Origin of the sequence: Agathobaculum sp. Marseille-P7918 (genome assembly GCF_964248325.1) — a bacterium.
GTDB lineage: Bacteria > Bacillota > Clostridia > Oscillospirales > Butyricicoccaceae > Agathobaculum.
Genome location: NZ_CAXTXI010000010.1, coordinates 43,373 through 67,749 on the forward strand (window position 1 = coordinate 43,373; position 24,377 = coordinate 67,749).

The 24,377-nt window shown below is 53.7% G+C and carries 21 protein-coding genes; 12 read left to right on the forward strand and 9 right to left on the reverse strand.

Annotated features, from left to right (window positions below; genetic code table 11):
• Positions 1-51 precede the first annotated feature (51 nt).
• Positions 52-2,811 (forward strand): O-antigen ligase family protein, encoded by a 2,760-nt coding sequence (locus ACESSO_RS12890; RefSeq protein WP_373165877.1) that lies wholly within the window; start codon positions 52-54, stop codon positions 2,809-2,811.
• A gap of 127 nt (positions 2,812-2,938) precedes the next feature.
• Positions 2,939-5,590 carry an S-layer homology domain-containing protein gene (locus ACESSO_RS12895; protein ID WP_373165878.1) on the forward strand — a complete coding sequence of 884 codons (2,652 nt, stop codon included), beginning with the start codon at positions 2,939-2,941 and terminating at the stop codon, positions 5,588-5,590.
• Positions 5,591-5,657: 67 nt separating this feature from the next.
• Here the strand turns inward: ACESSO_RS12895 and ACESSO_RS12900 are convergent, their stop codons facing one another.
• Positions 5,658-6,332: a hypothetical protein gene (locus ACESSO_RS12900; RefSeq protein ID WP_373165879.1), complete on the reverse strand. Its 675-nt coding sequence runs from the start codon at positions 6,330-6,332 to the stop codon at positions 5,658-5,660.
• A gap of 419 nt (positions 6,333-6,751) precedes the next feature.
• On the opposite strand from ACESSO_RS12900, the gene ACESSO_RS12905 reads away from it, so the two are divergent.
• Both ACESSO_RS12905 and ACESSO_RS12910 read left to right on the forward strand, forming a co-directional pair.
• A complete protein-coding gene (locus ACESSO_RS12905; protein WP_373165881.1) occupies positions 6,752-8,137 on the forward strand; it encodes an alanine/glycine:cation symporter family protein in 1,386 nt (461 codons plus the stop codon).
• Between the two features lie 56 nt (positions 8,138-8,193).
• Positions 8,194-10,143 carry an LTA synthase family protein gene (locus ACESSO_RS12910; RefSeq protein ID WP_373165884.1) on the forward strand — a complete coding sequence of 650 codons (1,950 nt, stop codon included), beginning with the start codon at positions 8,194-8,196 and terminating at the stop codon, positions 10,141-10,143.
• 48 nt (positions 10,144-10,191) lie between these two features.
• On the opposite strand, the gene ACESSO_RS12915 is transcribed toward ACESSO_RS12910, so the two are convergent.
• The 3 genes from ACESSO_RS12915 to pyk all read right to left on the reverse strand — a co-directional run bounded on the left by ACESSO_RS12915 (position 10,192) and on the right by pyk (position 14,208).
• Positions 10,192-11,439: a M16 family metallopeptidase gene (locus tag ACESSO_RS12915; RefSeq protein ID WP_373165886.1), complete on the reverse strand. Its 1,248-nt coding sequence runs from the start codon at positions 11,437-11,439 to the stop codon at positions 10,192-10,194.
• An 83-nt stretch (positions 11,440-11,522) separates the two neighbouring features.
• Positions 11,523-12,740, reverse strand: a complete 1,218-nt coding sequence (locus tag ACESSO_RS12920) for an LCP family protein (RefSeq protein ID WP_373165887.1) — start codon at positions 12,738-12,740, stop codon at positions 11,523-11,525.
• Between the two features lie 4 nt (positions 12,741-12,744).
• A complete protein-coding gene (gene pyk, locus ACESSO_RS12925; protein ID WP_373165889.1) occupies positions 12,745-14,208 on the reverse strand; it encodes a pyruvate kinase in 1,464 nt (487 codons plus the stop codon).
• 317 nt (positions 14,209-14,525) lie between these two features.
• Here pyk and ACESSO_RS12930 point away from each other — a divergent pair, with 317 nt between their 5' ends.
• The 8 genes from ACESSO_RS12930 (at position 14,526) to ACESSO_RS12965 (ending at position 19,504) form a co-directional block, all read left to right on the forward strand.
• Positions 14,526-15,446: a sugar phosphate nucleotidyltransferase gene (locus ACESSO_RS12930; protein WP_373165891.1), complete on the forward strand. Its 921-nt coding sequence runs from the start codon at positions 14,526-14,528 to the stop codon at positions 15,444-15,446.
• A 14-nt stretch (positions 15,447-15,460) separates the two neighbouring features.
• Complete coding sequence (locus ACESSO_RS12935; RefSeq protein ID WP_373165892.1) at positions 15,461-15,982, forward strand: hypothetical protein; 522 nt, start codon at positions 15,461-15,463, stop codon at positions 15,980-15,982.
• A gap of 98 nt (positions 15,983-16,080) precedes the next feature.
• On the forward strand, positions 16,081-16,317 hold the full coding sequence (gene secG, locus ACESSO_RS12940; protein WP_373165893.1) for a preprotein translocase subunit SecG: 237 nt from the start codon (positions 16,081-16,083) through the stop codon (positions 16,315-16,317).
• Position 16,318: 1 nt separating this feature from the next.
• On the forward strand, positions 16,319-16,543 hold the full coding sequence (locus ACESSO_RS12945) for a hypothetical protein (protein ID WP_373165894.1): 225 nt from the start codon (positions 16,319-16,321) through the stop codon (positions 16,541-16,543).
• Between the two features lie 208 nt (positions 16,544-16,751).
• Complete coding sequence (locus ACESSO_RS12950) at positions 16,752-17,186, forward strand: DUF3842 family protein (RefSeq protein WP_373165895.1); 435 nt, start codon at positions 16,752-16,754, stop codon at positions 17,184-17,186.
• A complete protein-coding gene (locus tag ACESSO_RS12955; RefSeq protein ID WP_373165897.1) occupies positions 17,183-18,265 on the forward strand; it encodes a uridine kinase in 1,083 nt (360 codons plus the stop codon). The genes ACESSO_RS12950 and ACESSO_RS12955 overlap by 4 nt, the downstream gene beginning before the upstream one ends.
• Before the next feature lie 114 nt (positions 18,266-18,379).
• A complete protein-coding gene (locus tag ACESSO_RS12960) occupies positions 18,380-18,937 on the forward strand; it encodes an ECF transporter S component (protein ID WP_373165898.1) in 558 nt (185 codons plus the stop codon).
• A gap of 87 nt (positions 18,938-19,024) precedes the next feature.
• Positions 19,025-19,504 (forward strand): hypothetical protein, encoded by a 480-nt coding sequence (locus ACESSO_RS12965; RefSeq protein WP_373165899.1) that lies wholly within the window; start codon positions 19,025-19,027, stop codon positions 19,502-19,504.
• A 37-nt stretch (positions 19,505-19,541) separates the two neighbouring features.
• Here the strand turns inward: ACESSO_RS12965 and ACESSO_RS12970 are convergent, their stop codons facing one another.
• The 5 genes from ACESSO_RS12970 to ACESSO_RS12990 all read right to left on the reverse strand — a co-directional run bounded on the left by ACESSO_RS12970 (position 19,542) and on the right by ACESSO_RS12990 (position 24,221).
• Positions 19,542-20,201: an MgtC/SapB family protein gene (locus ACESSO_RS12970; RefSeq protein WP_373165901.1), complete on the reverse strand. Its 660-nt coding sequence runs from the start codon at positions 20,199-20,201 to the stop codon at positions 19,542-19,544.
• Positions 20,202-20,206: 5 nt separating this feature from the next.
• Positions 20,207-21,178 carry a CehA/McbA family metallohydrolase gene (locus ACESSO_RS12975; protein WP_373165902.1) on the reverse strand — a complete coding sequence of 324 codons (972 nt, stop codon included), beginning with the start codon at positions 21,176-21,178 and terminating at the stop codon, positions 20,207-20,209.
• The gene (locus ACESSO_RS12980; protein WP_373165905.1) at positions 21,159-21,635 is read right to left on the reverse strand and encodes a hypothetical protein; all 477 of its coding nucleotides are present in this window, start codon (positions 21,633-21,635) and stop codon (positions 21,159-21,161) included. Before ACESSO_RS12980 ends, ACESSO_RS12975 begins: the two co-directional genes overlap by 20 nt.
• Positions 21,636-21,638: 3 nt before the next feature.
• Entirely contained in the window at positions 21,639-22,634 is a 996-nt protein-coding gene (locus tag ACESSO_RS12985; protein WP_373165907.1) for a ComEC/Rec2 family competence protein, read from the reverse strand.
• A 69-nt stretch (positions 22,635-22,703) separates the two neighbouring features.
• On the reverse strand, positions 22,704-24,221 hold the full coding sequence (locus ACESSO_RS12990; protein ID WP_373165909.1) for a sodium:solute symporter: 1,518 nt from the start codon (positions 24,219-24,221) through the stop codon (positions 22,704-22,706).
• Positions 24,222-24,377 lie beyond the last annotated feature (156 nt).

Sequence of the window (24,377 nt, forward strand, 5' to 3'; positions counted from 1 at the left end):
ATCAATGAAAAAACGCTGCGGCAGGCGGCAGCGTGAAGGAGGTCATTCGAAATGAAGGGAAAAACGGTTCAACCGGTGAAGACAGAGCGATGGTGGTTATATATCATCGCGGCAATCACCGTATTCTTCATACTGTGTTTTGAAAATAACGGCTCTTACTATACGGAGAAGGTAGTCGGACTGCTGGGAGCGGTGGCTGTGCTGTGCGGTCTGCTATTCGCAGACAAGCAGCGCGTCAAGCGGCTGCTGACGCCACCGGCGTTTGCAGTGTTTGCCTATATGCTTCTGGCGGGTATCTCGACGCTTTATGCGCGTTCCGGCAAATTTGCAATTGCTCAATTTGCCTGTCTGCTGGCGGCGTTTGCGGTATTTATGATTATTGTGCTATATGCGCAGGACAGCAAGACCGCATTCCGCCGCACCGCGGCTGTTTTGGCATGCGCTGCGGCGCCCGTGGGTGTGCTCTCCATTGATGCGGCATCCTGCAATATTCTGATGCGTCCGTTCCGGGTACTGATGGAAGTGATTGGAGCGGGCTACGGCGATACCGGTTCGCTTTTCAATGCGCGACTGAATACGATTTTTGGCAACCCGAATATCTATGCCGGTCTGATGTCGATTGCCTGCCTGCTCTCCCTGTGGCTTGTGCTTACGGCAGAAAGCCGAAAGCAAAAAATCCTTTGCACCATTCTGTTAATGGTCAACGCGGTGTCGTATTTGTTGGCATTTTCCATGGGTTCGCTTGGTGTGTTTGTGGTTGCTTGTCTGCTCATGCTCGCGCTCAGCCCCAAGGAGCAGCGAATCGGTCTGCTTCTGTTGCTGGTGCAGACGGCGGCAGTCGCATTGGTCGTGGGTGCGGTATCGGTCAAGGGCTTTGGCGATACGGTGACGGGTTCACCGCTTCCGATGCTGATGCTGGTGCTGGGCTGTGTGGTAGCCTGTGTGCTGGAACTGTTGGTGCGAAATAAGGTATCGGCAGCGCTTTCAGGCAAGGGAAAAGTGCTGATCGCTGTGATTGCAGCCATTGTTGTAGTGGGTATTATCTATTTGGTTGCAGCACTTTCCGTCACCGGCACTTATACCTTCGGTGCAGAGGGTTACTTCCGGCGCACGGCGGATCTGGGTGCAGGAGAATACACCCTGACAATGGAAGCAAGCGGACTGGTCAGCGTGCGCGTTGCTTATAAAAATACGAACAACCTGATTCAGAATAACGAAACCGATCTTGCCAGCGGCACGTCGGATGCGCCGGTAACGTTTGTCGTACCCGAGGACAGCGAATTGGTATTCTTCTATTTTTCGTGCAGCGAGCCGGGCGTTGCGGTGAGCAATGCAGTGTATGACGGTGCGGAAAGCGGCAGCATCAAACTGGGCTATAAGCTGCTGCCGACCTTTATTGCCGACCGCATACAGGATTTGTCGGCCAACGGCAATGTTGTGCAGCGCCGTGTATATTGGCAGGATGCCATCAAGCTTTGGCAGACCGCACCTATCTTCGGCCGCGGCCTTGGCGGTTTTGAAAACGGTGTTGTGTCCGTGCAGGATTATTACTATGAGACCAAATATGCGCACAATCATTATGTAGAAGCGCTATGTGATCTTGGTGTGTTGGGACTGGCGGCTTTTCTTGCGATACTGGGAACTGCGGTATGGGTGCTGGTAAAGAGCCGGAAGGAAAAAACACTTATAGTGATGCTGCTTGCCGCCTGTGTCGTGCAGATGTTTGGGCAGGCGGTAACCGATGTGACTTGGTCCTCCGGCGCATGCCTGCCAATGTTTTTTGGCGTGCTGGCATTGATAACGCTCTATTGCGGTGATTGCCTGCGGCTAAAGGTTGCTGAGAAGAGTAAAGGCGGTGCAGTTCGCTGGCCGGTGGCTGCGGTATCTGCCGTCTTTATCGTCTTGATTGGTTTGAATCTGATGGCACAGAGTATCTTCTATGGAAATAATCTGACATTGGATAAGCTCAAAACCTGCGTATCCATTGATTTCTTTGAAAAAAATGACTATAAGCTGTCGTATCTGCTTTCCGGCGGCAATGAAGAAGGTGTTGCGGAGCAATATGCGGCCGATCTGGCGGCTGTAGAATCCAATTCGATTACGATTCCGTTGGCACAATATTATGCGGCGATTGGGCAGTTTTCCAAGGCGCTGGATACGTTGGACAAGGGCTCGGATTACATGCGTGCGGATGAAGCGGTATGGCAGCAGATGTTTGATGTGTATGAATCTATTCTCGATCCGGTCGGGCAATTCAACGCAGTACAGCTGCTTGAGAATGACAGTTATGTCAAGCGCATGGTGGCAGGCTACGAAAAACTGCAGGCGGTTAATGACGATCAATTGGATGAAGTGTTATTGACGGTAAAGAACGATATGTTCCTCAATAAACTGCTGTCAGTGGCGGCGCTTAACCCCTATGACCAGATGGAAGCGCTAAATGCGTTTGCAAATATCGGATTGGATACGGCGACAGCGCCGGATGTCAATCATGACAGCATGCCGGATTATGCAACGGTGCAAGAGGGCAAGGTTGTATGGAATGAAGATGGATCGTTCACGGCGGAAACCGATTGCCTGATTACATTTGACATGGTGCTGAAAAATGAGGGCCAATATTGCCTGACAGTGTCCAGTGATAATCTATCTGGCGTTACAGAGGCATATGTGGACGGAAGCGCGGTGGCGATCGACCGCACTACAGGCGTATGTCCGGCGCAGGAAGAGTGGGGCGATGGAACGGAAAGCTCAATCACTTTGCGGCTGCAAGCGGGAACAACAATCAATCGATTGACTTATATGAAGGAATAAGACAAGCTTTTGCAATATTACACGCATGTTACATTCGCTTCGCTTCGCTTGACCCCCAAAAAAACCTGTGGTATTATAATTTTCGAAAAGAGCATAATGCTCAAAAAATTTAAGGAGGAAAAAACCCATGAAGAATCTGAAAAAGGTTCTCGCACTGGTGCTGGCGTTCGCTTGCGCGTTCACCATGTTTGCTGGTGCGGCATTCACGGATCAGGCTGACATTCAGCAGACTGAAGCTGTGGATATGCTTGCGGCGTTGGGTGTCATCAATGGTTACACTGATGGCTCTTTCAAGCCCAACGAGACGATCTCTCGCGCAGAAGCTGCGAAGATGATCTACACCATCTGGAACGGCGGTAACGACGACGCGACTGCTTTCGAAGGCAAGTCCGTTTTCACCGACGTTTACTCCGGCCACTGGGCAGAAGGCTACATCAACTTCTGCTACACCAATGGCATCATCAACGGTAAGGGCAACAGCAAGTTCGCTCCGGACGACAAGGTCACCGGCACCGAGCTGGCTAAGATGCTCCTCATCTGCATGGGCTATCAGGCTGACAAGTCCGGCCTGACCGGCACTGGCTACAGCCAGCGCACCAACGCTCTGGCTACCCAGAACGGCCTGTACGCTGACGTTAACTCTGCCGTTGGCTCTGCTATGCCGCGTCAGTACGCAGCTCAGCTGATGTACAACGCTCTGAAGGCTGAGACCGTTAAGTGGAGCGCTGATTCCAACGCTTACGAGAAGGTCACTGAGACTGGCATGAGCGCTTACCAGGATGCTTCTGGCAACTGGCACTTCACCACCGTCACCACCAACGAGACCATGGGCTCCAAGTGCATGGACCTGACCACGATGAAGGACATTCGTCTGGACACCGTTGAGAAGGAAGACGGCCGCGACACCTATCGTCTGAACGGCAGCATGTTCACTCGTGTTGCTAAGGACTACAGCAATCTGGTTGGCCAGAACGTCAACGTTATGTACAAGAACGGCGAGACCGACAAGGTTTACGGCGTTTACGCTAACGAGGACTCCAAGGTTGTTGCTGAGTCTGCTCTGGTAAACGTTGAAGTTTCCGGCACCAAGGTTAAGGTTGACGGCACTGAGTACAAGGTAGAGGGCGATGCTCTTTCCAACGTTACTACCTACGGCTTCAACAATGATACCGCAGTTGTAATCAACGGCACTACCTGCAATAACCTGTCTACGGTTATTTCTACTGCCAATGCTTCCAGCTACGATGCATGGGATGCTTACACCGCTAAGTTCATGGATAACGACGGCAACGGCAAGATTGACCATGCGGTCATCACTCCGGTAACCGTTGGCCAGGTAACCTATGTTGGTTCCTCTTCCATCAACGTAACTGCTAACGGCACCACCACTCCGTACAAGTTTGCGGATGACAACATCTACGAAGGCGCAGCTCGCGATGACTGGGCTTATGTAACTCCGAAGGCTTACACCGCGGACGACAAGAACGTTATCGCTAAGGCTGACGTTGTCACCGGCGAAGTTACCTCGACCAAGGGTGCTGGCACTGCAAAGGCTGAGGTAGAGGTTGACGGCACTTGGTACAAGGTTGTTAGCACCATCACCGATATCGAGGCTGGCTCTGCTTACGATCTGGTCGTTTGCAACGGTCTGGTATTCGATGCGCAGCTGACCTCTGATGGTTCTGCAAGCAACATCCTGTACATCTCTGCTGTAGATACTACGTTCGACAAGGGCTTTGGTGACAGCGATGCTTCTTTCCAGGCAAAGGCTTACTTCGCTGATGGCTCTGATGCAACCATTAAGGTTACCCGCGTCAACGGCGAGAAGATGACCATGGCTGATAACACCAGCACTACTGGCACTAACCTGGCAAACAAGATGTACACCTACTCCAAGAACTCTGCTGGTAATTACGAGATCAAGGAGCTGGCGAATGCTGCTGGCGCTACTACGCTGAATGGTGTTATTGCTGGCAACCCGAATATCAGCAAGAACACTGCTGGCTACAAGACCTACTCGACCAACACTGGTTCTGGTCTGCTGACTGCTACCTCCACCGACATGATCGATGGCAAGCCGCTGGCTGACGATTCCATCGTATTCCTGCAGGGTACGGACGGCGTTAAGGTTGTTTCCGGTAAGACCGCGAAGAACCTGTCTGTTGACTTCGGTACCGCTTCTGCAGTACTGACCAAGGTTGTTAACGGCATCAGCTATGCACAGGTTGCTTGCGTATATGATGCTGGCCAGGCTCTGCCGGCTGGCACGGTTTACGGCCGCTCCTTCGCATACCTGCTGTCTGATCCGATGATCACCACTCTGGACGGCAACCGCTGCACCAAGCTGAACGTTTGGACCGGCAACGGCGCTGCTACCCTGTACGTTGACTCCACTGCTGTTACGATCTCTGGCCGCCTGTTCTCTTACGAGACTGATGGCAAGTACATCAAGAACATCATGGATGCAAGCAACGGCAAGGTTGCGGCAGTCGCTATCACCGGCGTTGAGCCGACCAGCGAGGGCGCTGTTGAGCTGTACTATGCGAATAGCTCTAAGGGCACCTACAAGTTCGATAAGGACGTTGTGATTATGTCTGTCAACGATTCCGACCGCACTGGTCTGGAAGGCGCTTCCTACGCGGGCATCCCGTATGCGAAGTCTGATAACTCGGGCAAGATCACTCAGAACGCTTACATCTACTACGAAGGCAGCACCATCTACGCAATTGTTTACGATGTAAACAACGAGCTGGACGGCGCTCCGGAGTTTAACTCGTAAGCGAATTCGAGAATTGTATTCTTGAATGAACCAGCAAGCCCCTCGGGAAACCGAGGGGCTTGTTTTTTTATACAAAGGCGATATAGTGATATTTTACGTAGCTGTAATTGGTGTGAACGTTGTAGTTAGGCAAATTTACTACATTAAAGCCGCCGGATACGATTTCTACAGCATAGTTGGTAGAGCCAACAGTTCCTGAACCATAGCAGGGAGAGCCTTCCAGAGCCAATCCGCCATAACAAGTGGAGTTGACGGTTATTAAGCCGTAATTAGCGATCACAAAAACCGCTTTCGGAGTTTGCCCCAGAGAAATAAAGCGCTTTGCAGCGTCATCTCCCTGATAGGTGCCAAAAATCAAACTGCATTTTGCGTTGATCTGATTTTGCAGATTGGTGTCTGCCGTTGTGCGGGCAGATGTTTCGGCGCTATCGGCACTGGCACGCGCACTGCTTTCGGCGGCCGCTGCATTTTCAATGGCAGTGAATCGATTACGTACATCTTGTGCCAGCTTATCACCGTCTACACTGCCGGACGGAATATTGCCGAGCACCGCATCAATGACCTGTTGCTGCACGTTTTCGACGGCAGTCTGCACCGTATCGGCGGGCACGCCCGCCGTTCGCTGAAAGCCGAGGCCTGCTGCAGCGTCGGTAGCGTTGAGTGCGTCGCACAGGCCATTATGCGCCTGTCGAACCTCTTCCGGGCTGCTGTCAAAATACGCTTTGAGGGCATTCGGCTGCATATTAGGTTGGTCAGGCAAGGAAGAAATCGTTTTGCTGAATTTTTGTAGTTTGTTTTGCAAAAAGCCCATGGGAACCTCCTTGTGTGGCATAGTTCCGCGCGTGTTTTGCTTCAGGCGAGCACGCGCGGAGCCATATCCGGATATTTTGTTACGCGGGGAAACAAGCATATCAATAGAATAGGAAAAAATACAAAAAAAGCAAGTGCAAAGATTACACCTGCGGTTTATCTTGCTTTTTGGAACAAATATTGTATAATAGTGATATGACGCAGCAGCAATGCAGAGAAGCATTGTCCTGCTGCGGCTCCCGTAAGCAGGTATGCATGCAGGGGGATATACCCTCTGACTGAAAAGGGAGCGAAGCCGGAGCTTCGCTCCCTTTCCTGTTTTAAAACCAAAAGAGGGAAAGAGGTAATGGTATGGAGACATTCTCCGGTATTGTATCGGCGATTGATAACTGGATTTGGGGCCTGCCGATGATTGTGTTGCTGCTTGGCACGCATATTTTCATGACGCTTCGCACCGGCTTTATCCAGCGTAAGACGTTTACCGGCATTCGCTTATCCCTGACCAAGGATCCGGATTCTCCGGGGGACGTCAGTCAGTTTCAGGCGCTGACAACTGCGTTGGCTTCAACCATCGGTACAGGCAATATCGTCGGCGTTGGAACGGCAGTGTTCCTCGGCGGTCCCGGCGCTGTGCTTTGGTGCTGGCTGACCGGCGTGTTTGGTATTGCAACCAAATATGCGGAAAGCCTGATTGCGGTTAAATACCGCGTGCAGACCAAGGACGGACGCATGCAGGGCGGCGCGATGTATGCGCTCGAACGCGGGCTGCACTTGAAATGGCTGGGAGTGGCGTTTGCAGCGTTGGCTATGCTGGCTTCGTTCGGCATCGGCTGCGGTACGCAGATCAATGCGATTTCGGAAATCATTCAGGGCAACAGCCCGATTTACATTCCGCCGCTGGCCATTGGTATCGTTTTTGCAGCGATTACAGCGGTGGTTATCATCGGAGGGATCCAGTCGATTGCGGTTGTCTGTGAAAAGCTGGTACCGTTTATGGCGGCGTTTTATGTGCTTGGGTGTCTGGTGATTTTGTGCATTAATTGGGACTTCATCGTGCCGGCCTTGCAGACGATTCTGGTGCTGGCATTTAAGCCGGGGGCAGTGGCAGGCGGATTGGTAGGCGGCGGTCTGCGGCTGGCAATGCAGTATGGCGTGGCACGCGGTCTGTTTTCCAACGAATCCGGTTTGGGTTCTGCGCCGCTGGTTGCAAGCGCTGCGCAGACGCGTAATCCGGTGCGGCAGGCACTGGTCTCCGCAACCGGAACCTTCTGGGACACTGTCGTCGTTTGTATGATGACAGGACTGGTTCTGGTTACCACCATCATGAAAAATCCCAGCATCAATATGGATATGATCGAGGACGGCAGCCAAATGACTACGGCAGCGTTTTCGCAGATTCCGGTACTGGGGCCTTTGATTCTGGTGGTGGGAATTATCACCTTTGCCTATTCTACGATCTTGGGATGGTCATATTATGGGGAGCGCTGCTGTGAATATCTGTTCGGCCGGAAAGGAATGCTGCCTTATAAGCTGCTGTTCATTCTCGTCATTGTGATCGGGCCGGTATTGTCACTCGACCTGGTATGGACGATTGCCAATATCCTGAACGCGTTGATGGCGGTACCCAACCTGATTGCCGTATTGTTGTTGTCCGGCGTAATTGCCAAGGAAACACAGCATTATCTCAATCATCTGGATGAAAAAGACACCACGGAAATTCCCGTTGTCGACAAATAGCGTAGGAGGAGACAAGAACGGACGAATGTATATCCGTCCGGAAAAGCAAAAAAGCAATGATACACTTTCAGAAAACGCGACCGGGCGCGCACGAGGCGAAACGACGCCGTCCCGGAAAGCAGACAAATATCGAGGAAACCCGTGGAATCCCACTGCATATTGCAGCCGGTTGGAATATTCCGCTGGCGATTGTGCTGGCGGCGGCTATCTGGTTTTTGTGCCTGAAAACCATGCCGGTCATTCCGTATACCTTCTTTACCACGCCGTTGCTGGGACTGCTGAACTGGCTGCCGGTACTTTTGGTATTGGCCGCGCTGACGTTTGCATTTGGCAATGTTTTTGGCGCGTCGGCCGTGACAATGGTTGTATTCGGTGTGTTCAATGTCGCCAATCAGCTTAAAATCGAGGCACGCGACGATCCGGTTGTTCCGCAGGATTTGACCATGCTGAGAGAGGCGCTGACTGCGGCAGGCGGCTATGATCTGCGCATTGATTTGCCGCTCGTAGCGGCTTTTGTCGCGGCGTGTGTCATTTTAATTGCGGCGGCTGTGCTGATACGGACACGGAAAAGCAGTCGTGGCAGAGCGCTGGTGCGATGCGGTCGTGCTGTGGGCTGTTTGGTCAGTTTGGCAATTCTGTTTGGGCTGACGTTTACGGTATATGCTTCGGCTGACCTGTTCAATTCCTTTCCATGCACCAATCGCTTTAATATGACCACAGTTTGTCAGGAAACCGGCTTCCATTACACGTTTTTGCGCAGTGTGACGCAGAACAATCTGCAAAAACCGGAAGGGTTCTCTAAAGCAGAGACGGAGGAGCGCATTGCACAAACACAAACGGCAGCGGCGGAACCGAAGCCGGTGAATGTTATCTTTGTGATGAGCGAGGCGTTTTGCGATATTACCGATGCAGATGCATTCGCATGGACGGAGGACACCGATCCGCTTAAGAACTATCATGCGGTGCAGCAGTCGGAGCATGCGATTTCCGGCCGGCTGATTGTTCCGAACTACGGCGGTGGCACGGCGAATACGGAGTTTGATGTATTAACCGGCATGCAAACTGCCATGCTGTCAGATGCAAGTGTGTCTTCGTTCCGTGTACTGCATAAAAATATGGATTCCATCTTCCGGGTTGCCAATGATAACGGCTGGCAGACAGCGTTTATTCATCCCGGCAAAGCGTGGTTCTACAATCGGCAGAATATCTATAAATGGCTGGGCGCGCAGGAAATCGTGTTTGAGGATGCGTTTACCAATGCCACCTATAAGGGCGGATATGTATCCGATGCATCGCTGACCGAATATCTGATTACAGACTTTGAAAACCGGCAGGCAGCCGGTCAGCCGCAGTTTACCTATGTGACCACGATACAAAATCATATGGCGTATACCGAGTCTAAATATGGCAAGGCACGTGATTTGTATCAGCTCCAGTTGGCGGAAGAACTGCCGGAAGATGCCAAAACCATGCTGACCGTTTATACACATGGCTTGCGCGATGCGGATACGATGCTGGGGGATTTGGTCAATTATTTTGAGCAGCAGGAGGAACCGGTGCTGCTGATCTGGTATGGCGACCATCTGCCCAGTTTGGGAGACAATTACTTGTGCTACCGCGCGCTGGGCATGGATATGACGGCAGACCGCGAGACTGAGGATTGGCTGGACGCTTATGCGCCGCCGTTTGTAATGTGGGCCAATCAGGCGGGAGCGGATGCACTGGATTTCGATACCTTGGCGGAGCGCCTTGGTATTCCACAAGACGGCATGCTGAGTGCGAGCTTTCTGGGTGCTGCCGTGCTGGATGCGGTGGGCTGTGGACAAAGTGACGCGTTTTTTGCCTTTGTAAATAGCTTGCGGCGTGAATGGCCGGTGATTCAGCGTGGTACAGGGATAGACGCGCAGGGCAACTATCTGCCGGCGCTGGATGGAACGGCTGCAGACGCCGTTAAGGAGTATCAGGACCGAACCTACTACCGCATGAAATATGAAACTGTAGAGTGAAAAAGAGCCGACGGCATAGCCGTCGGCTCTTTTGGATAGACGTAATATTTATTGCAGCAGCGCACGATAACTTTCGGCGCGGTCGGGCTGACCGACTACGGCGAGAGAAACCTGTTCAAAGTCGAATACGCGGCGTGCCAACTCAAGCAGGTCCTCGGCGGTGACCTTGTCGTAATCGGCAAGCACTTGCTCTACCGCTGCAACCTGTCCACGCAGCAGCTCGCTGCGGCCAATGGTCATCATACGCGTACCGGTGTTTTCCAGTCCCATCAGCAGCGTGGTTTTGACCTGTTCACGGCAGCGCGAAAGCTCGTCGGGAGTAGGCCCGTCCTCGCAAAAGCGGTGCAGTTCACGTACAATCAGCTCCAGTGCCTTGTGCTCGGTTTCCGCGCCAAGGCCGGTGTAAATGGACAGCAGACCGGTATCCAGATGCGGCGTGGTGAAGGTGTAGATCGAATAGCAGAGGCCGTTCTGTTCGCGTACTCCTTGAAACAGGCGGGAGGACATGCCGCCGCCAAGAATGGAGCTGAGCAGGTTCATTGCAAAGCGGTCCTCGGACAGCAGCGATACGCCCGGGAAAGACAGGCACAAGTGATTCTGTTCAATATCCTTTTCACGCAGCATCAGGCTGGGCTGATAGACTGCGGGGGTAATCTGGTTGCGTCCATCGCCTTCCATATGCGAAAACAGCTCGGCAATATAATCCAGATCGTCCTCGGTAAAATGGCCGGAAACAGCGACAACCGTATCCGCAGGACGGTAATAACGATGCATATAGTCGTGCATCGCTTCCGAGTTAATCGTTTGCAGGGTTTCTGCCGTACCCAGAATGGGGCGGCCCAGCGCCGAACCGTCATAGCACTGTTCAAACAGCTTGTCAATGGCGACATCCTCCGGAGAGTCCTCGTACATGTCGATTTCTTCCAGCACAACGCCGCGCTCCAAGTCGATATCCTCCTGCGCAAAACGCGAATGCATGAACATATCCGCCAGGATAGAGATGCCGGTTTTGAGCCGTTTATCCAGCACCTTCATATAATAGCACGTACATTCCTTGTCGGTAAAGGCGTTAGCCTGTCCGCCCAGAGCATCGATAGCGATGGCAATATGCTGAGCAGAGCGCTTTTCCGTGCCTTTGAAGATCATATGCTCAATGAAATGAGAAATACCGTTCAGTGCAGCCGGCTCATACCGACTGCCGTTGCCAACCCAGATGCCGACCGATGCCGTCCGCACGGTATCCAGTTTCTCCGAGATCAGGCGCACCCCGTTGGGAAGAACACGTTTAACATACATACTGGTTGTTTTCCTCTTTCTGTGTCAGTTATAAATAGGGGGTATGATCTTGGTATCATACCCCCTATACGGATCATATTGATTTAATAATACACCCGATTACCGGATTCATCCAGATGATAGCGGTCGCCATCGGAGTCATAATAGTCCCCTGTTGCCGGGTCATAGCGTCCGCCCTCTTCCGCGAGGGAAGCGGGATCAACCGTGCTGTCCGAAGAAGAGGTATCGTCTGTGGTGGCCGGTGCGGTCGGTGGCTCATCGTAATCGACGCCGCCCAACGGCTCGTTAGTCGTATCCGTGCTGGTGGTGCTGGAACCGGAGGAAGACGTAGAAGGAGTCTCGCCGGGAAATACATCGTTATAGATGTATTCATGGATATGGTCAGCGGCCACATCCAAATCATATAGGATGTACTGGCTGGAGGAGCCGTAATAATCCCATTCGCCATCCAACGGGACGCGGGTATGCTCCAGCGTTGGGACGCCATCCTTGACAGCGCCGACAATCAGCGGAGCAATTTCGGTTGGTTTGAGCGAAGTTGTCACATAGGGGACAATCTTTTGCATCAATCCGATTAACTCGCTCGCTCCCATGGACTGCACCTTGGTGAACATGGCTTCCAGAACAATGCTCTGACGTTCTACACGCGCCCAGTCATCACCTGTGCCGCCCTTACGGATACGGCCGTAGCACAGTGCCTGCACACCGTCCAGCGTTTGCAGGCCGGTCTGCTCTACACCGGCAAATTCCTTGCCTTGCTCGATGCCGTAATCGCGGATGACACGGTTTAGTTCAAGAAGTTCCGCGGTGGTTTCTACATTGATCTCTACACCGCCCAGCGCATCGATAATTTCGACCAGCTGCTCAAAATTCACTGCAATATATTCAGTGATGTCTGTGCCGAAATTCTGGTTGATGGTGCGGATGGCAAGACTTGGCCCGCCGAGGAAATAGGCGGCGTTGAGCTTGTCCTCACCATGGTCGTCAATATTGACGAGAGAATCGCGCATCAGGCTGATGAGCTTAATCTTGCCGCGCGTATTGTCCACAGTGACAATCATCATACAGTCCGAATGGCTTTGGGTATCACCCTCGCGGGTGTCCAGACCAAACAGCGCAATATTGGTGATGTTTTCATCCGCCTTAACACCGGCTGCCAGATCCTGCCCAGACAGGAAGCTGTCATAGGTGAAGCCGAAAAATGACCGATAGGCGTACAGGCCAAGGCAGAAGATGATGGACAAAATAACCAGAACAGTCAGTATGCGGACAAGTCTGCGCTGGAAGCGTTTGAGAGACATAAAATCAATCCTGTACGAGCTGCGCGAACGACCGTTCGGTCAGCTGATGCACACGCAGCGTGTTGGTATAGTTGACGTGGCCGACCGGCATACCGGCAGTGATGGTGATGATATCGCCCACGCGCAGATCCACTGCGCTGATGGCAGCCTGCTCGGAAAGGTCATACAGCTCGGTACCCGAGGTGGGACGATTGGGAACCATCACAGGATGAACACCCCAGGACATGCTCAGACGGTGGAAGGTCTTTCCGTTAGGCGTTGCAGCAATGATCGGTGCGCCGGGGCGATAGGTCGATACCGCGCGTGCGGTGGAGCCGGACTCAGTGAACGCAACAATGCACTTTGCGCCCAGATCGGCGGTGGTGGAGCAGGTTGCGTGCGAAATTGCCAGCGTCTTGAGGTCGCCGGCAACATTCATGTTCTGGAATTCCAGACGGGTCGCGCGGCGGCGGTCGTAGTGGATGGTCTTTTCTGCGTTCTCTGCAATCATGCTCATGGTTTTGACGGTCTCAACCGGATACTTGCCGACCGAGGTCTCGCCGGACAGCATGATAGCGCTGGTGCCGTCGTAAACCGCGTTTGCAACGTCGGAAACCTCCGCACGGGTCGGACGCGGGTTCTTGGCCATGCTTTCGAGCATCTGGGTCGCGGTGACAACGCGCTTGCCGCGAGAAATGCAGGTCTTGATGATATTCTTCTGAATTTCCGGCAGCACTTCAAACGGAACCTCTACGCCGAGGTCGCCGCGGGCAACCATAACACCGTTGGCCTCGTCGAGGATTTCCTGAATGTTGTTGACGCCTTCCATATTTTCGATTTTGCAGATGATTTCAACATCTTCCTTGCCGTGTGCCTTGAGGATTGCCTTGATGTCGCGCACGTCCTGAGCGGAACGGGTGAAGGAGGCAGCGATGAAATCAATGCCCTGCTCCAGACCGAACTCGATATCCGCGCGGTCCTTATCGGACACGAACTGCATGTTCAGCTTAATGCCGGGAACGTTGATGGACTTGCGGTTGGAAAGCGGGCCGCCGTTGAGCGCGCGGCAGACAATGTCCGTACCGTTCTTGACTTCGATAACGTCAAAAGCAACCAGACCGTCGTCGATCAGGATGCGTGTACCGGGCTGTACGTCCGCCGGCAGGCCCTCGTAGGTGATGGAGACGATGGTGTTATCGCCTTCGATGTCGCGGGTGGTCAGGGTAAATTCCTGTCCCTCCACAATTTCAATCTTGCCGTCCTTATACGTCTTGGTGCGGATTTCCGGACCCTTGGTATCGAGCATGATGCCGACCGGCATACCCAGTTCTTCACGCGCTGCCTTGACAGCATCCATACGAGCCTTGTGCTCCTCGTGAGAACCATGGCTGAAATTCATGCGGGCGACGTTCATGCCTGCCTTGATCATTTCGGGAAGAACCGCGTCGGTCGCAGGGCCGAGCGTACAAATAATTTTGGTTTTACGCATCGAAACATATTCCTCTCTGTATCATCGCGTGTGTTAGTCTGACATTTTTTTAACAGCACCATTTTAGCAGTTTTCCAGCCGTTTTGCAATCGTTGGGCGCACTGTAACAGGATTTTCATGCTTTTCGACAAAAAAGAGCGCGTGCGCTGCAAACATCTTGTGTTTTATGATATGGTCTTGTATAATAATGAAGTATTCCAGACGGGCGGGGAGATTAAACATGGAAAAAAACATGGAAAAAGCCCGTTTTACTGGAGCAAAGACTGGATAAAAAAGTATCCGGCGGCGCGGCCGCCGCAAAGAAGGAGAAGTGCGCAATGGCAAAGCCGGTTTTGGTGATTATGGCTGCGGGCATGGGCTCGCGTTACGGCGGACTCAAGCAGATTGACCCGGTCGGTCCGAATGGGCAGATCATTCTGGATTATTCAATTTATGACGCACATCGCGCAGGGTTTGAACGGGTTGTGTTTATCATCCGGCCCGAACTGCATGAGGCGTTTGAGCAGGCGATTGGCCGTAAGGCGCGCCGCTTTATGCAGGTGGATTACGCTTATCAGACGCTGGACAAGCTGCCGGAGGGGTTGCATGCGCCTGAGGGACGTGAAAAGCCGCTCGGCACGGCGCATGCTGTCTGGTGTGCCAGTGAGCTGACAGCGGGCGCGCCGATTGCAGTCATCAATGCGGATGATTTTTACGGCGCGGATGCGTTCCGGAAAATGTATGATTTTCTGTCCACTGCGCAGGACGATGAAAAATACCGGTACTGCATGGTCGGCTATCAGGTGGAGAATACCCTGACCGAAAACGGTACGGTATCGCGCGGCGTGTGCACAGCGGATGAAAACGGTCTGTTGACCGGCATTGTCGAGCGCACCGCGATTTCGCGTACACCGGACGGGCGGATTGTCTACGCAGCAGACGGCGACGCGCCGGCAGGAGAAATCCCGGCGGGGACACCGGTTTCGCTCAATCTGTGGGGCTTTACGCCTTCCTTCCTCCCGACGCTGGAGGAGGGACTGCGCCGCTTTTTTGCGGAAAAGCTGCCGCAGAACCCAATGAAGGGCGAGTATTATCTGCCGTTTGCAGTCGATGAACTGATTCAATCGGGACGCGCAACTGCCAAGGTGCTGACCACTACGGCGCGCTGGTTTGGCGTTACCTATCGAGAGGATAAGCCGACCGTCTGTGCTGCCATTGCAGAGATGACCAGACAGGGCGAGTATCCGGCAGACCTGTAAGCGGGAGGAGACCAATGGATTTTTCAACCGAATTTGTCGATTTGCGCAGCCGATTGATGCGGGGATTGGATCCGGCGTTTGTTTCCACGCAGAATGCTGAAATTGCCGGACGTACAGCGGCCCTGTTCAGTCGGTTTGATGTGACCAGCCAGAAAAAGCTGCTGGGGATGATGACGATAGGGACATCCAGTCATGCGCATGAGTACCGTCTGCTGTTTGCTCAGCCTGAACTGAGTACGGCGGCGCTGGCAGACTGGTGGGAGTATGCCAAGCGGGCGGAGCAGGCGCTCGTGCAGCCCAATGCCGCGCACGGTTTTTCCATCGTGTCCTTTATTTTGGCGACGCAGCACGTGGAGCGCGATATGCAGAAAAAAGTGCGTCAGTTGACCGCGGAGCGGCAGTTTGAGAACGGCAAGCATGGCTGGTCCTCCATACACTTTGCGGTTGTTGATTTAGAAGCGCACAAGATATATACAAATCGCATGGGTGCACCATTGAAGAATATTTTGCAGCCTGTTTTGCGAAAAAATACTTGAAATTTCGCATTTATTGTGCTATAGTATCATGTACGCAAATATAGCGTGCCATGTTTTGGCGCGATAACGGAATGAAAAACAGTGGAGGAATCGTAATTATGACTACCGCACAAATTGCACTTTCGATTGTAATGATTGTTGCCAGCCTGTTCCTGATCATTGTGGTTCTGCTGCAGAGCGGCGCACAGCAGGGTCTGGGCGCTGTTTCCGGCGGCGCGGAAACCTTTTTCGGCGCAGGCAAGGCTACGGCAGCAGATAAAGTATTTGCCCGCCTGACCTCGGTTGTGGGCGTGGTGTTCGTCATTGCTGCGCTCGTGCTCAATCTGATTCACTGATATGCAGACGGTGCAGCGCGTGCTGCTGCTCGCGTTTGCGGTGCTGGCAGCGCTGACGGTTTTCCAGCAGATGCGGTATGGCATGATTTGCGGCCGTGTCGAAGGAACGGAGGATAAGCAGGCAGATCCGAAGGCAAAAGCATGCCGGCGGCGCGCAGTGCTCTGCGCAGTCGGGGCTGCGGTCTGTCTTGCGGTCAATATTGTGATTGGAGCCTTGAACCGGTAAGCCCTGTCCTTAGGCTGCGAGAGACAAGTGATTGGTGAAAGTGGTGCGTTGATGAGGGCGCGCCACTTTTTTTGATGCCTGCTAAGGGAGGAGAAAGCAGCTTGCGAGGAGGAAACCTGGCACCGCTTTCTTTTTGCACCGGAATATGGTATAGTAGTATAAACATGTCTGCTGTTTTTTGGACATCTTGCTGAGGGGTTTTGGGGAAATGAGGAATCAGTCGAACGTCTGCCGCGTTCTGGTGGTTGACGGACAGGGCGGCGGTATTGGCAGCCAGTTGGTAAAACTGCTGCGGTCCTGCCTGCCTGAAAATTGCGAATTGATTGGTGTCGGTACCAATGTATTGGCGACCAACGCCATGCTGAAAGCAGGCGCCAACCATGGCGCAACGGGAGAAAACGCCGTTATGTTCAATGCCGCGCGTGCGGATGTGATTTTGGGACCCATCGGCGTTGTGATGGCCAACGGTATTCTGGGTGAGGTTTCACCGCAAATGGCAATTGCCATTTCGGGTGCGGATGCAAAGAAAATATTGATTCCGTCCTCCACCTGCGGGATTTATGTGGCGGGTACCGAGGATTGCCGTCTGGAAGAATACCTGCGCCGTGCGGTACAGGTCGTGATGCAGGTCGTTGCGGAATGAGCGGACAGGATTATGAGGCACTGCTGCGTGCACATCGTGCACGGTATCCGCTGATGGAAGCGCAGGATTGCATCAAGCTGCTCTATCAAAGTGAGTTTGGCCCGATGCATTTGGGCGAAAATAGAGAAATGCTGATGAACAGCATTGCAGAGGAATGGAAAACGGTGCCGGAAGCCGCTTTGCCGGTTGAACCGGAAAGGATTGGCGGCGGTTTGTGTCGGTTTCCGCTTCGTCATGGTGCGTTTTGCCCGGAGGCGGCGCGGCTGCTTGCCGGATTGATGCAGCAAACTATGCTGCATTGCCAAGGGAGTTCGGAGCGTTTGCGGCAGCGGCTGGAGCGGCTGGGCACCGTGCAACCCGATTTGTGCAGGTGGCTGTCTCAAACAGCATGGGATTACACTTCGCCGGTCCAGCATAGCGCACAGTTTCGCGCAGCGTATCAGCCGCATTACCGGCTGCTGCGGCAGGAATATGCCGGATATTTTCCGCTTTTGCTGCGGATTGCACAGGAAATGCGGAAAAAGCGTCCGTTGCTCGTTGCCATTGACGGCTGCTGCGGCAGCGGCAAAACGCAGTTGGCCGCGCTTTTGCAGGCGCTGTTTCCGAGCCGGGTGTTTCATACGGACCATTACTATCTGCCAATTGAAAAACGTGCGATGGACTGGCAACAGCAGCCTGCCGGAAATATGGATTTGGAACGGCTGCGGACAGAGGTCATACAGCCGGCACAGGCAGATGCGACGGTATACCAGCGCGTATTTGACTGCGCGGCGCAGCAGCTGGGGCAACCGCAGGCTGTGGCGCCCGCTCCGCTCAGCATAGTGGAGGGCAGCTATTCTCTGCACCCGATGCTGGCCGATGCCTATGATATGCGTATTTTCCTTACCTGCTCGGAGCAGGAGCAGAAAACGCGGCTGCAAGCGCGGGAGGGTACCTATTATGAGGTGTTCGAGCGCGTTTGGATCCCGATGGAAAAGCTGTATTATACCGAGTGCGATCCGCTTTCGTATCATCCGCTGGTGATAGATACCAGCTCGTTTTTTTTGCGAGTCATCGGACACGCTTTGTATATAAAATGATTTCGCTGTCAAGAAGACAGCTGGATTCCCTCTGGCAACTCCTGAAAAAAGCCATGAAGGCTGCGCAGTTTCAGAAGAAACGGCTCGAAAAGACTTTTAAAGGAGCTTTTTATCATGCGAAAATCCATTCATAACTTGGTTCTGGCTGCACTGTTCCTTGCGCTGGGGCTGATTCTTCCGTTCTTTACCGGACAGATCCCGCAAATTGGGAGCATGCTGCTGCCAATGCATATTCCGGTGCTCATCTGCGGTCTGCTCTGTGGCTGGCAGTATGGCGCAATCATCGGCTTTATCCTGCCGTTGCTGCGCTATGTCCTCTTTGGCATGCCGCCGATTTTCCCAACCGGTGTTGCGATGGCGTTTGAACTGGCAACTTATGGTCTGGTTGTCGGTGCGCTCTATGCGCACTCGCGCTGGAAGTGCATCTTTGCACTTTACCGGTCGCTGCTTATCGCAATGGCGGCAGGCCGCATCGTATGGGGTGTGGCGGAGATTGTGCTGCTGGGCTTGGGCGGTCAGGCATTTACCTGGCAGCTGTTCCTGAGCGGTGCGTTGTTGACTGCGGTTCCCGGCATTGTTCTGCAGCTGGTGTTCATTCCGGCGCTGATGATTGCATTGGATCGCACTGGTTTGGTTCGTTTCTCGAAAAAAACTGCGGCGGATGCAGCGTAATGAGTTGATAGAATAAAATTGATAAAGCAGCAAAGAAAAACGGTGTTTTCATGAAGAAAGCATCGTTTTTTTGCTGTTACGGTAAGCTTGCAGCAGGATAGCGACCCGGTATTCCACAACACTTATGCTGTGAAAATGACTATCTATCGACAAATAGTGGAAATACCTATTCGTTTTTCTTATCCTATCACTATACTTAAAGCGGGAGGTGGGAAAATGCAAGTTGAAATCAATATTGACAATAGCTGCAAGGAAACCAAAGTCATTGTAGTTACCGACAAGAGAACCGATGCAATAAACACACTTGTAAAAAAACTCGCCGAGGATACCACGCAGTTTCTTGTAGGGTTTCAAGGAGATATCATTGTATGGAGCAGTAAGCCACCAAACAACCGGAAAATCCAGATGAGCCGGTCAAGGGGAATATCCGCTCTCGAAAAATCCATGAAGGCAGCGGTACCTTTGTGCGGAAAAGGAAAAAGCGTGCCGCAGAGCGACACGCTTTTCCGCAAAAAAGAAAAGAAGAAAAGAAGAAAAGAAGATAGGCAAGTAAGAGACAAGAGATAAGAGTAACGCTGTTTTCAGACCAAGGTCAGGGGAGTGGTCACAGCGCATCTACATTGATAGAGGAAACGTGCGGGATTGTGGACAGCTGCAACAGCAGATCCGAGGTTGATACATCGCGCTGATGTATGCCGAGATATAATTCAAACCGCACGCGGGAGTGTTCTCCATCGACATCCCGGCTGGAAAAGTTGCTGATATTAGCCTCCTGCAAATCCAGTGTCTTGCAGATGGTATGAAAACAATCCCCCTGCTGGCTGCAAAGGAAAGAAATCTCGAAGCGCGGGAATTTGAACAGCCGCAGGGCTAGCATGGCAATCGCAAAGCCGCAGAGCGAAATGATATATTGTCCTGCGCCGACAGCCAAGCCGAGACAGGCGGAAACCCAGAGCGTGGCAGCAGTGGTCAATCCGCGCACCGAGCGGCCCTCTTTCATAATGGTACCGGCGCCGAGGAAGCCGATGCCGGAGATGACCTGCGCACCCAGTCGGGCGGGGTCGGAATTGGCAGTGCCGACGAACTCTCCTACGGTCTGGCTGCCTAACAGCATAATAACGGCTGCGCCGATGGTCACCAGCATGTGTGTGCGCACACCGGCAGGATGATGGCTGCGGGCACGTTCCCAGCCAATGCCGCCGCCGATGCAGATTGCCAGCAGCAGCCGCAGAGTGGTATTTCCAAGCAGGATAAGGTGCTCCATGCTGTTTACCCCCTTTGACGGATAAAGAGCGGGTTGGTAAAGGCAAGATGTTGACCGGTACGACCGTAGTATGTGCCGATTAAATCGGCACGCAGCCAGCCCGGTGCGGCTGACAGATGCAGATGCTGGTGCGTCTGTGCCGGACAAACGGCTAATATTCGGCCGTTTTGTACCAGGCGCAGCTCTTGCAGCTGCACTTGGCTGCGGTCCCAGTCGTTGGGCAGGGTGTCCGGGTCGATGGTCAACTCGATTTCAAGCGGTCCAGCTTCCACTTCGTCGCCAATCTCCCAGTTGACGCCTTGCGCATCCGTGCCGCGCATAGTCAGCAGCGGTCCGGCTGCCAGACAGACGTGACCGGCGCGAATCGCGTTCAAAATCGTGTCCTGCGTCAGTGCACCGTCCACCCCAACATAGGTGTGCGCGTAGGCAAAGGTATCCTCGCGGTGCCAGTCGCGGCCGCTCGTTGCCGTGATGCGGCAGCCGCGGTCCAGCAGCTGCTCCCACAGCGCAAACGCACGCAGGCTCTGGATTTTGCGCGGCGCATCGTCGCGCGACCAAACCTCAAGATAGTCGACTGCCGTCCAGTCCGCCACCTGAAATTCCCAGTGATAGCCGGTGTTTACCGGATTGGACAGCGCAAAGGGATGCGCGATGCCCACGATGCCGCCATTCTGATGGATGGAGGCGATTGCACGGTCGATTTCGGACGGCTGCACGCCGCGCCAGTCGGTATAGCCTTGCTCGCCCAGTACCAGCATATGGCCGAAATACGTCGTCCATTCGATACCTGCCACGCCGGTCAATCCTTCGCGCTCAAGTGCGGGATAGAATTCGCGCAGACCGGAAGCGGTGTTGTGGTCGGTCAGTGCCACGGCGGCAAAGCCGCGCGCATGGGCGGCCTCGACCAGACCGGATACGGTGAAATCACCGTCGCTGTGCTCTGTGTGGGTATGCAGTTCAACCGGATACCACTTCATCGGGCAGCCTCCCTTCGATGCGCAGTGTGCCGCGGCACACCGGTGAAATAACTTCGTGCAGATGCAGCATACCGGCCCATGGTCCCTCCAGCCGAGACGGGGGATTAAAGCCGCGCGAGGCGGTTTCGGTGGTCAGAATGTGCTCCTGTTCGGTCGCCCAGCGGTGAGCGTTGCCGATGTATGTTCCGTCTTTGTCCAATGAGATCGTGATCAGGTTTTTGACCGGGAGAAACTGCTCTGCCCGCATGGGCTGCAATTCGTGGGGATAACAGTCGTAGTAGCGTGTGAGCGCTTTCTCCACCTCCGGACGGCAGATTTCCTCCGAGGTTTCCCGGCCGGGGGAAAAGGTGAAGTACAGGCGCACTTCTGTTGCTCCGTCCGGACAGGTGAAGGAAAACGGTACGTCGTGCTGTGCGTCCTGCGGCGTCCAGCAGTAGTCCTGCTCAAAAAGTACCATGGGTCAGACCTCCTTTGCGTAATATGGGATACAGTGTGTTGGTTCTTGTGCAACACAGCATAGTGCACAGGGCGGCTTGCCGTCTTGCAGCCCGAAGGATAATGCCAGACGACCGGTTGTATAGACCTGTGCCGGACGGCCGCGCTCGGTGAGATATTGTTCCGCCCGTGCCTGTACTTCGTCACAGGCGCTGCAGAAGGTGCGTGCTTCGTCTGCACACATCAGGAATACCTGTGGGTCACAGGCTTCGACCAGACTTTGCGGCATGCCGTCGCGTTGGCCGTGGTGGGTTAGCTTGAGCACCTGTGCATGCGGGAAATCCGGCGCGGCACAGCGCGCGTCCCAGCCGCTGCACAAATCGCCCGTCAGCATGACGCGCCAATCACCGTATTGCAGACTGCAAGCCAGACTGCAAGTGTTTTCCGCCTTGTCAAACGCGCGCATCGCATCCCGCTGCGCGGCGGGATCGGACAACTGGCAGAAGGTCTCGTATTCCGTGCGTCGTTCGGCGGCTCGTTGCTCGTCCATGCCGAACAGACGTATGCTGCAGCCCGGCCACAGCGGCTCATAATCGGCGGTAGCCGTGCGCTCACGCACTTGAATGCTGCGGTTGGCAAGAATCTGACGCAGCGTTTCAAAATGCTGTAAGCCGGTGGTAAACAGGCGCAGACTCAGGTCGTCGGGACACTCGGGCAGGGCGGCGGAAATCGCACGCTCTGCGCTGGTTGTCGGCCAGCAGTTGATCCAGAACTCCCGGACAGGGAATTGTTCGGACGACTCCACCAAACCGCTCAAATGGTCGTTGTGCAAATGGGTGCAAAGCATGCAGTCGATTTGTGTTACGCCCTTTTGATGCAGAAAATCCGCCAGACGGATGGTGCCGGGCTGGTCATAGGTCTCGTCGCTGCTGCCCGGGCCGCCGTCGATGACCAGACAGTGTGTGCCATCCAGCAGGACGATTGCTTCGCCGTAGCCGACATTTAGAAAGTACAGTTCCATCAAGGATCCTCCGTGGAAAAACGGACACATGGGCGGTTCGGTTGCCGAACCCCCCATGTGATAGCTTGCTTAACGGACCGATGCCGTTTTTTCCTGATTGCGTTCCGCCATGACCAGTGCTACGCGCTCTTCCTCAGTGTGGGTAGAGGGAGGAGTCAGCAGGCTGACCACGATGCAGAAAATAAAGGTTACGATGGTTACCGGAAGCGCCGGGCCTTTAAAGGTCTCAGTGATCCAAGCGTTGAACGGCTGGTAAACCAGATAAATAACGCCGAATACAATGCCGCTGGCCATGGTGGCGACGCCGCCCTGCCAGGTTGCACGTTTCCAGAAGCGGCCAACCAGCAGCGCTACTGCCATACCGGGCGTGAACGAGCCGATAACATTGTTGATGTAGCTCATGATGTCGTTTGCGAAGATGGTCATGCCAAACGCGCCAACCAGCATGATAACCAGAATGATACGGGAGTACTTCGGGATATCCTCATCCGCAACAGGCTTTTTGAAAATGAGCGCATAAACATCAGTCAGGAAGGTAGTAACGCCTGCGATGGCGTCCGAGTCCGCCGAGGACATGATGGCGGACAGGCCGGCAATCAGGCATACGAGGCCGATGGCAGGCGGGAATACGGTCGTTGCCATGTAAGCGAAGGTAAAGTCCGGGTTTGCCAGTACGCTTTCTGCACCGGTATTGGTTGCAATGGTGAAGCCGGACATGCCGACGATTGCCGGCAGAATCGAGAAGCAGCCAACGACTGCCGCTGCGATCAGAATGGCCTTGCGAGCGGTCTTGGGGGATTTTGCGGTGTAGACGCGCATGTGAGCGGTCGGGCCGGCCATTGCGCCGTAGTAGGAAGCAAGAGCAACTGCCAGTACGCCGAGCACACCCTTGGAGCCAAGGCCGAATGCAGTCATGGCGCCCGGATTGCCGGCTGCTTCATAGGTTGCGCGAATGGTTTCATAGCCGCCCGCCGCAGGGATGGCCAGAATAGCAATCAGAACGAAGCCGCCGAACAAAAGCACTGCCTGAATGGCGTCGGTCCAGACAACCGCCATGTAGCCACCGACGAATACATATACGCCAAAGGCAAGCACGGTGATGATCTTGGCGGGGATCATGTCCATACCGATGAGGTAAGCCAGATAGTTGGCACCGCCATTGATGGCACTGCCAACCCAAACGATCGAAACGATAAAGATGACGACCGACATGAACTTGCGCATGTACGGGCTGCCGTCATAGTAGAACTGCAGCTCTTCGCAGAGCGTGCGGAATTTGTGCTTACGCACGTGGGAGAAGCAGAATGCAACCGTAACCAGACCGATTGCATTGGCCAGCGGATAAACCGCGCCGAGCCAGCCGTCACGGAAACCGTTTGCCGTTGCACCGACCGAGGTGCCTGTTCCCACTGCTGTCGCAGCCGCAGTGCAGATCAGCAGCAGCAGGCCGACGTTTCGGCCGCCCATCAAATAGTCTTCTCCTTGTGTGGTCCCCTTTTTGCTTGTCAGATAGGCAATCAGTATCATCAGCGCGATGTATACGAAAAAGCCTATGACGAAAAGTATCGCATATTGTCCTGATACCATATGATTTCTCCTTTCAACCCCTTGATAAGTGGTATAGACCACCTATGTACTTTTTTATATCATATACATGAAAAGTTGTAAAGACCTCTTGTAGAATTTTGTCAAATTGACGTTTTTTGGATGGTGGAATTGGGTAATATGACCAGATAGGTTCTG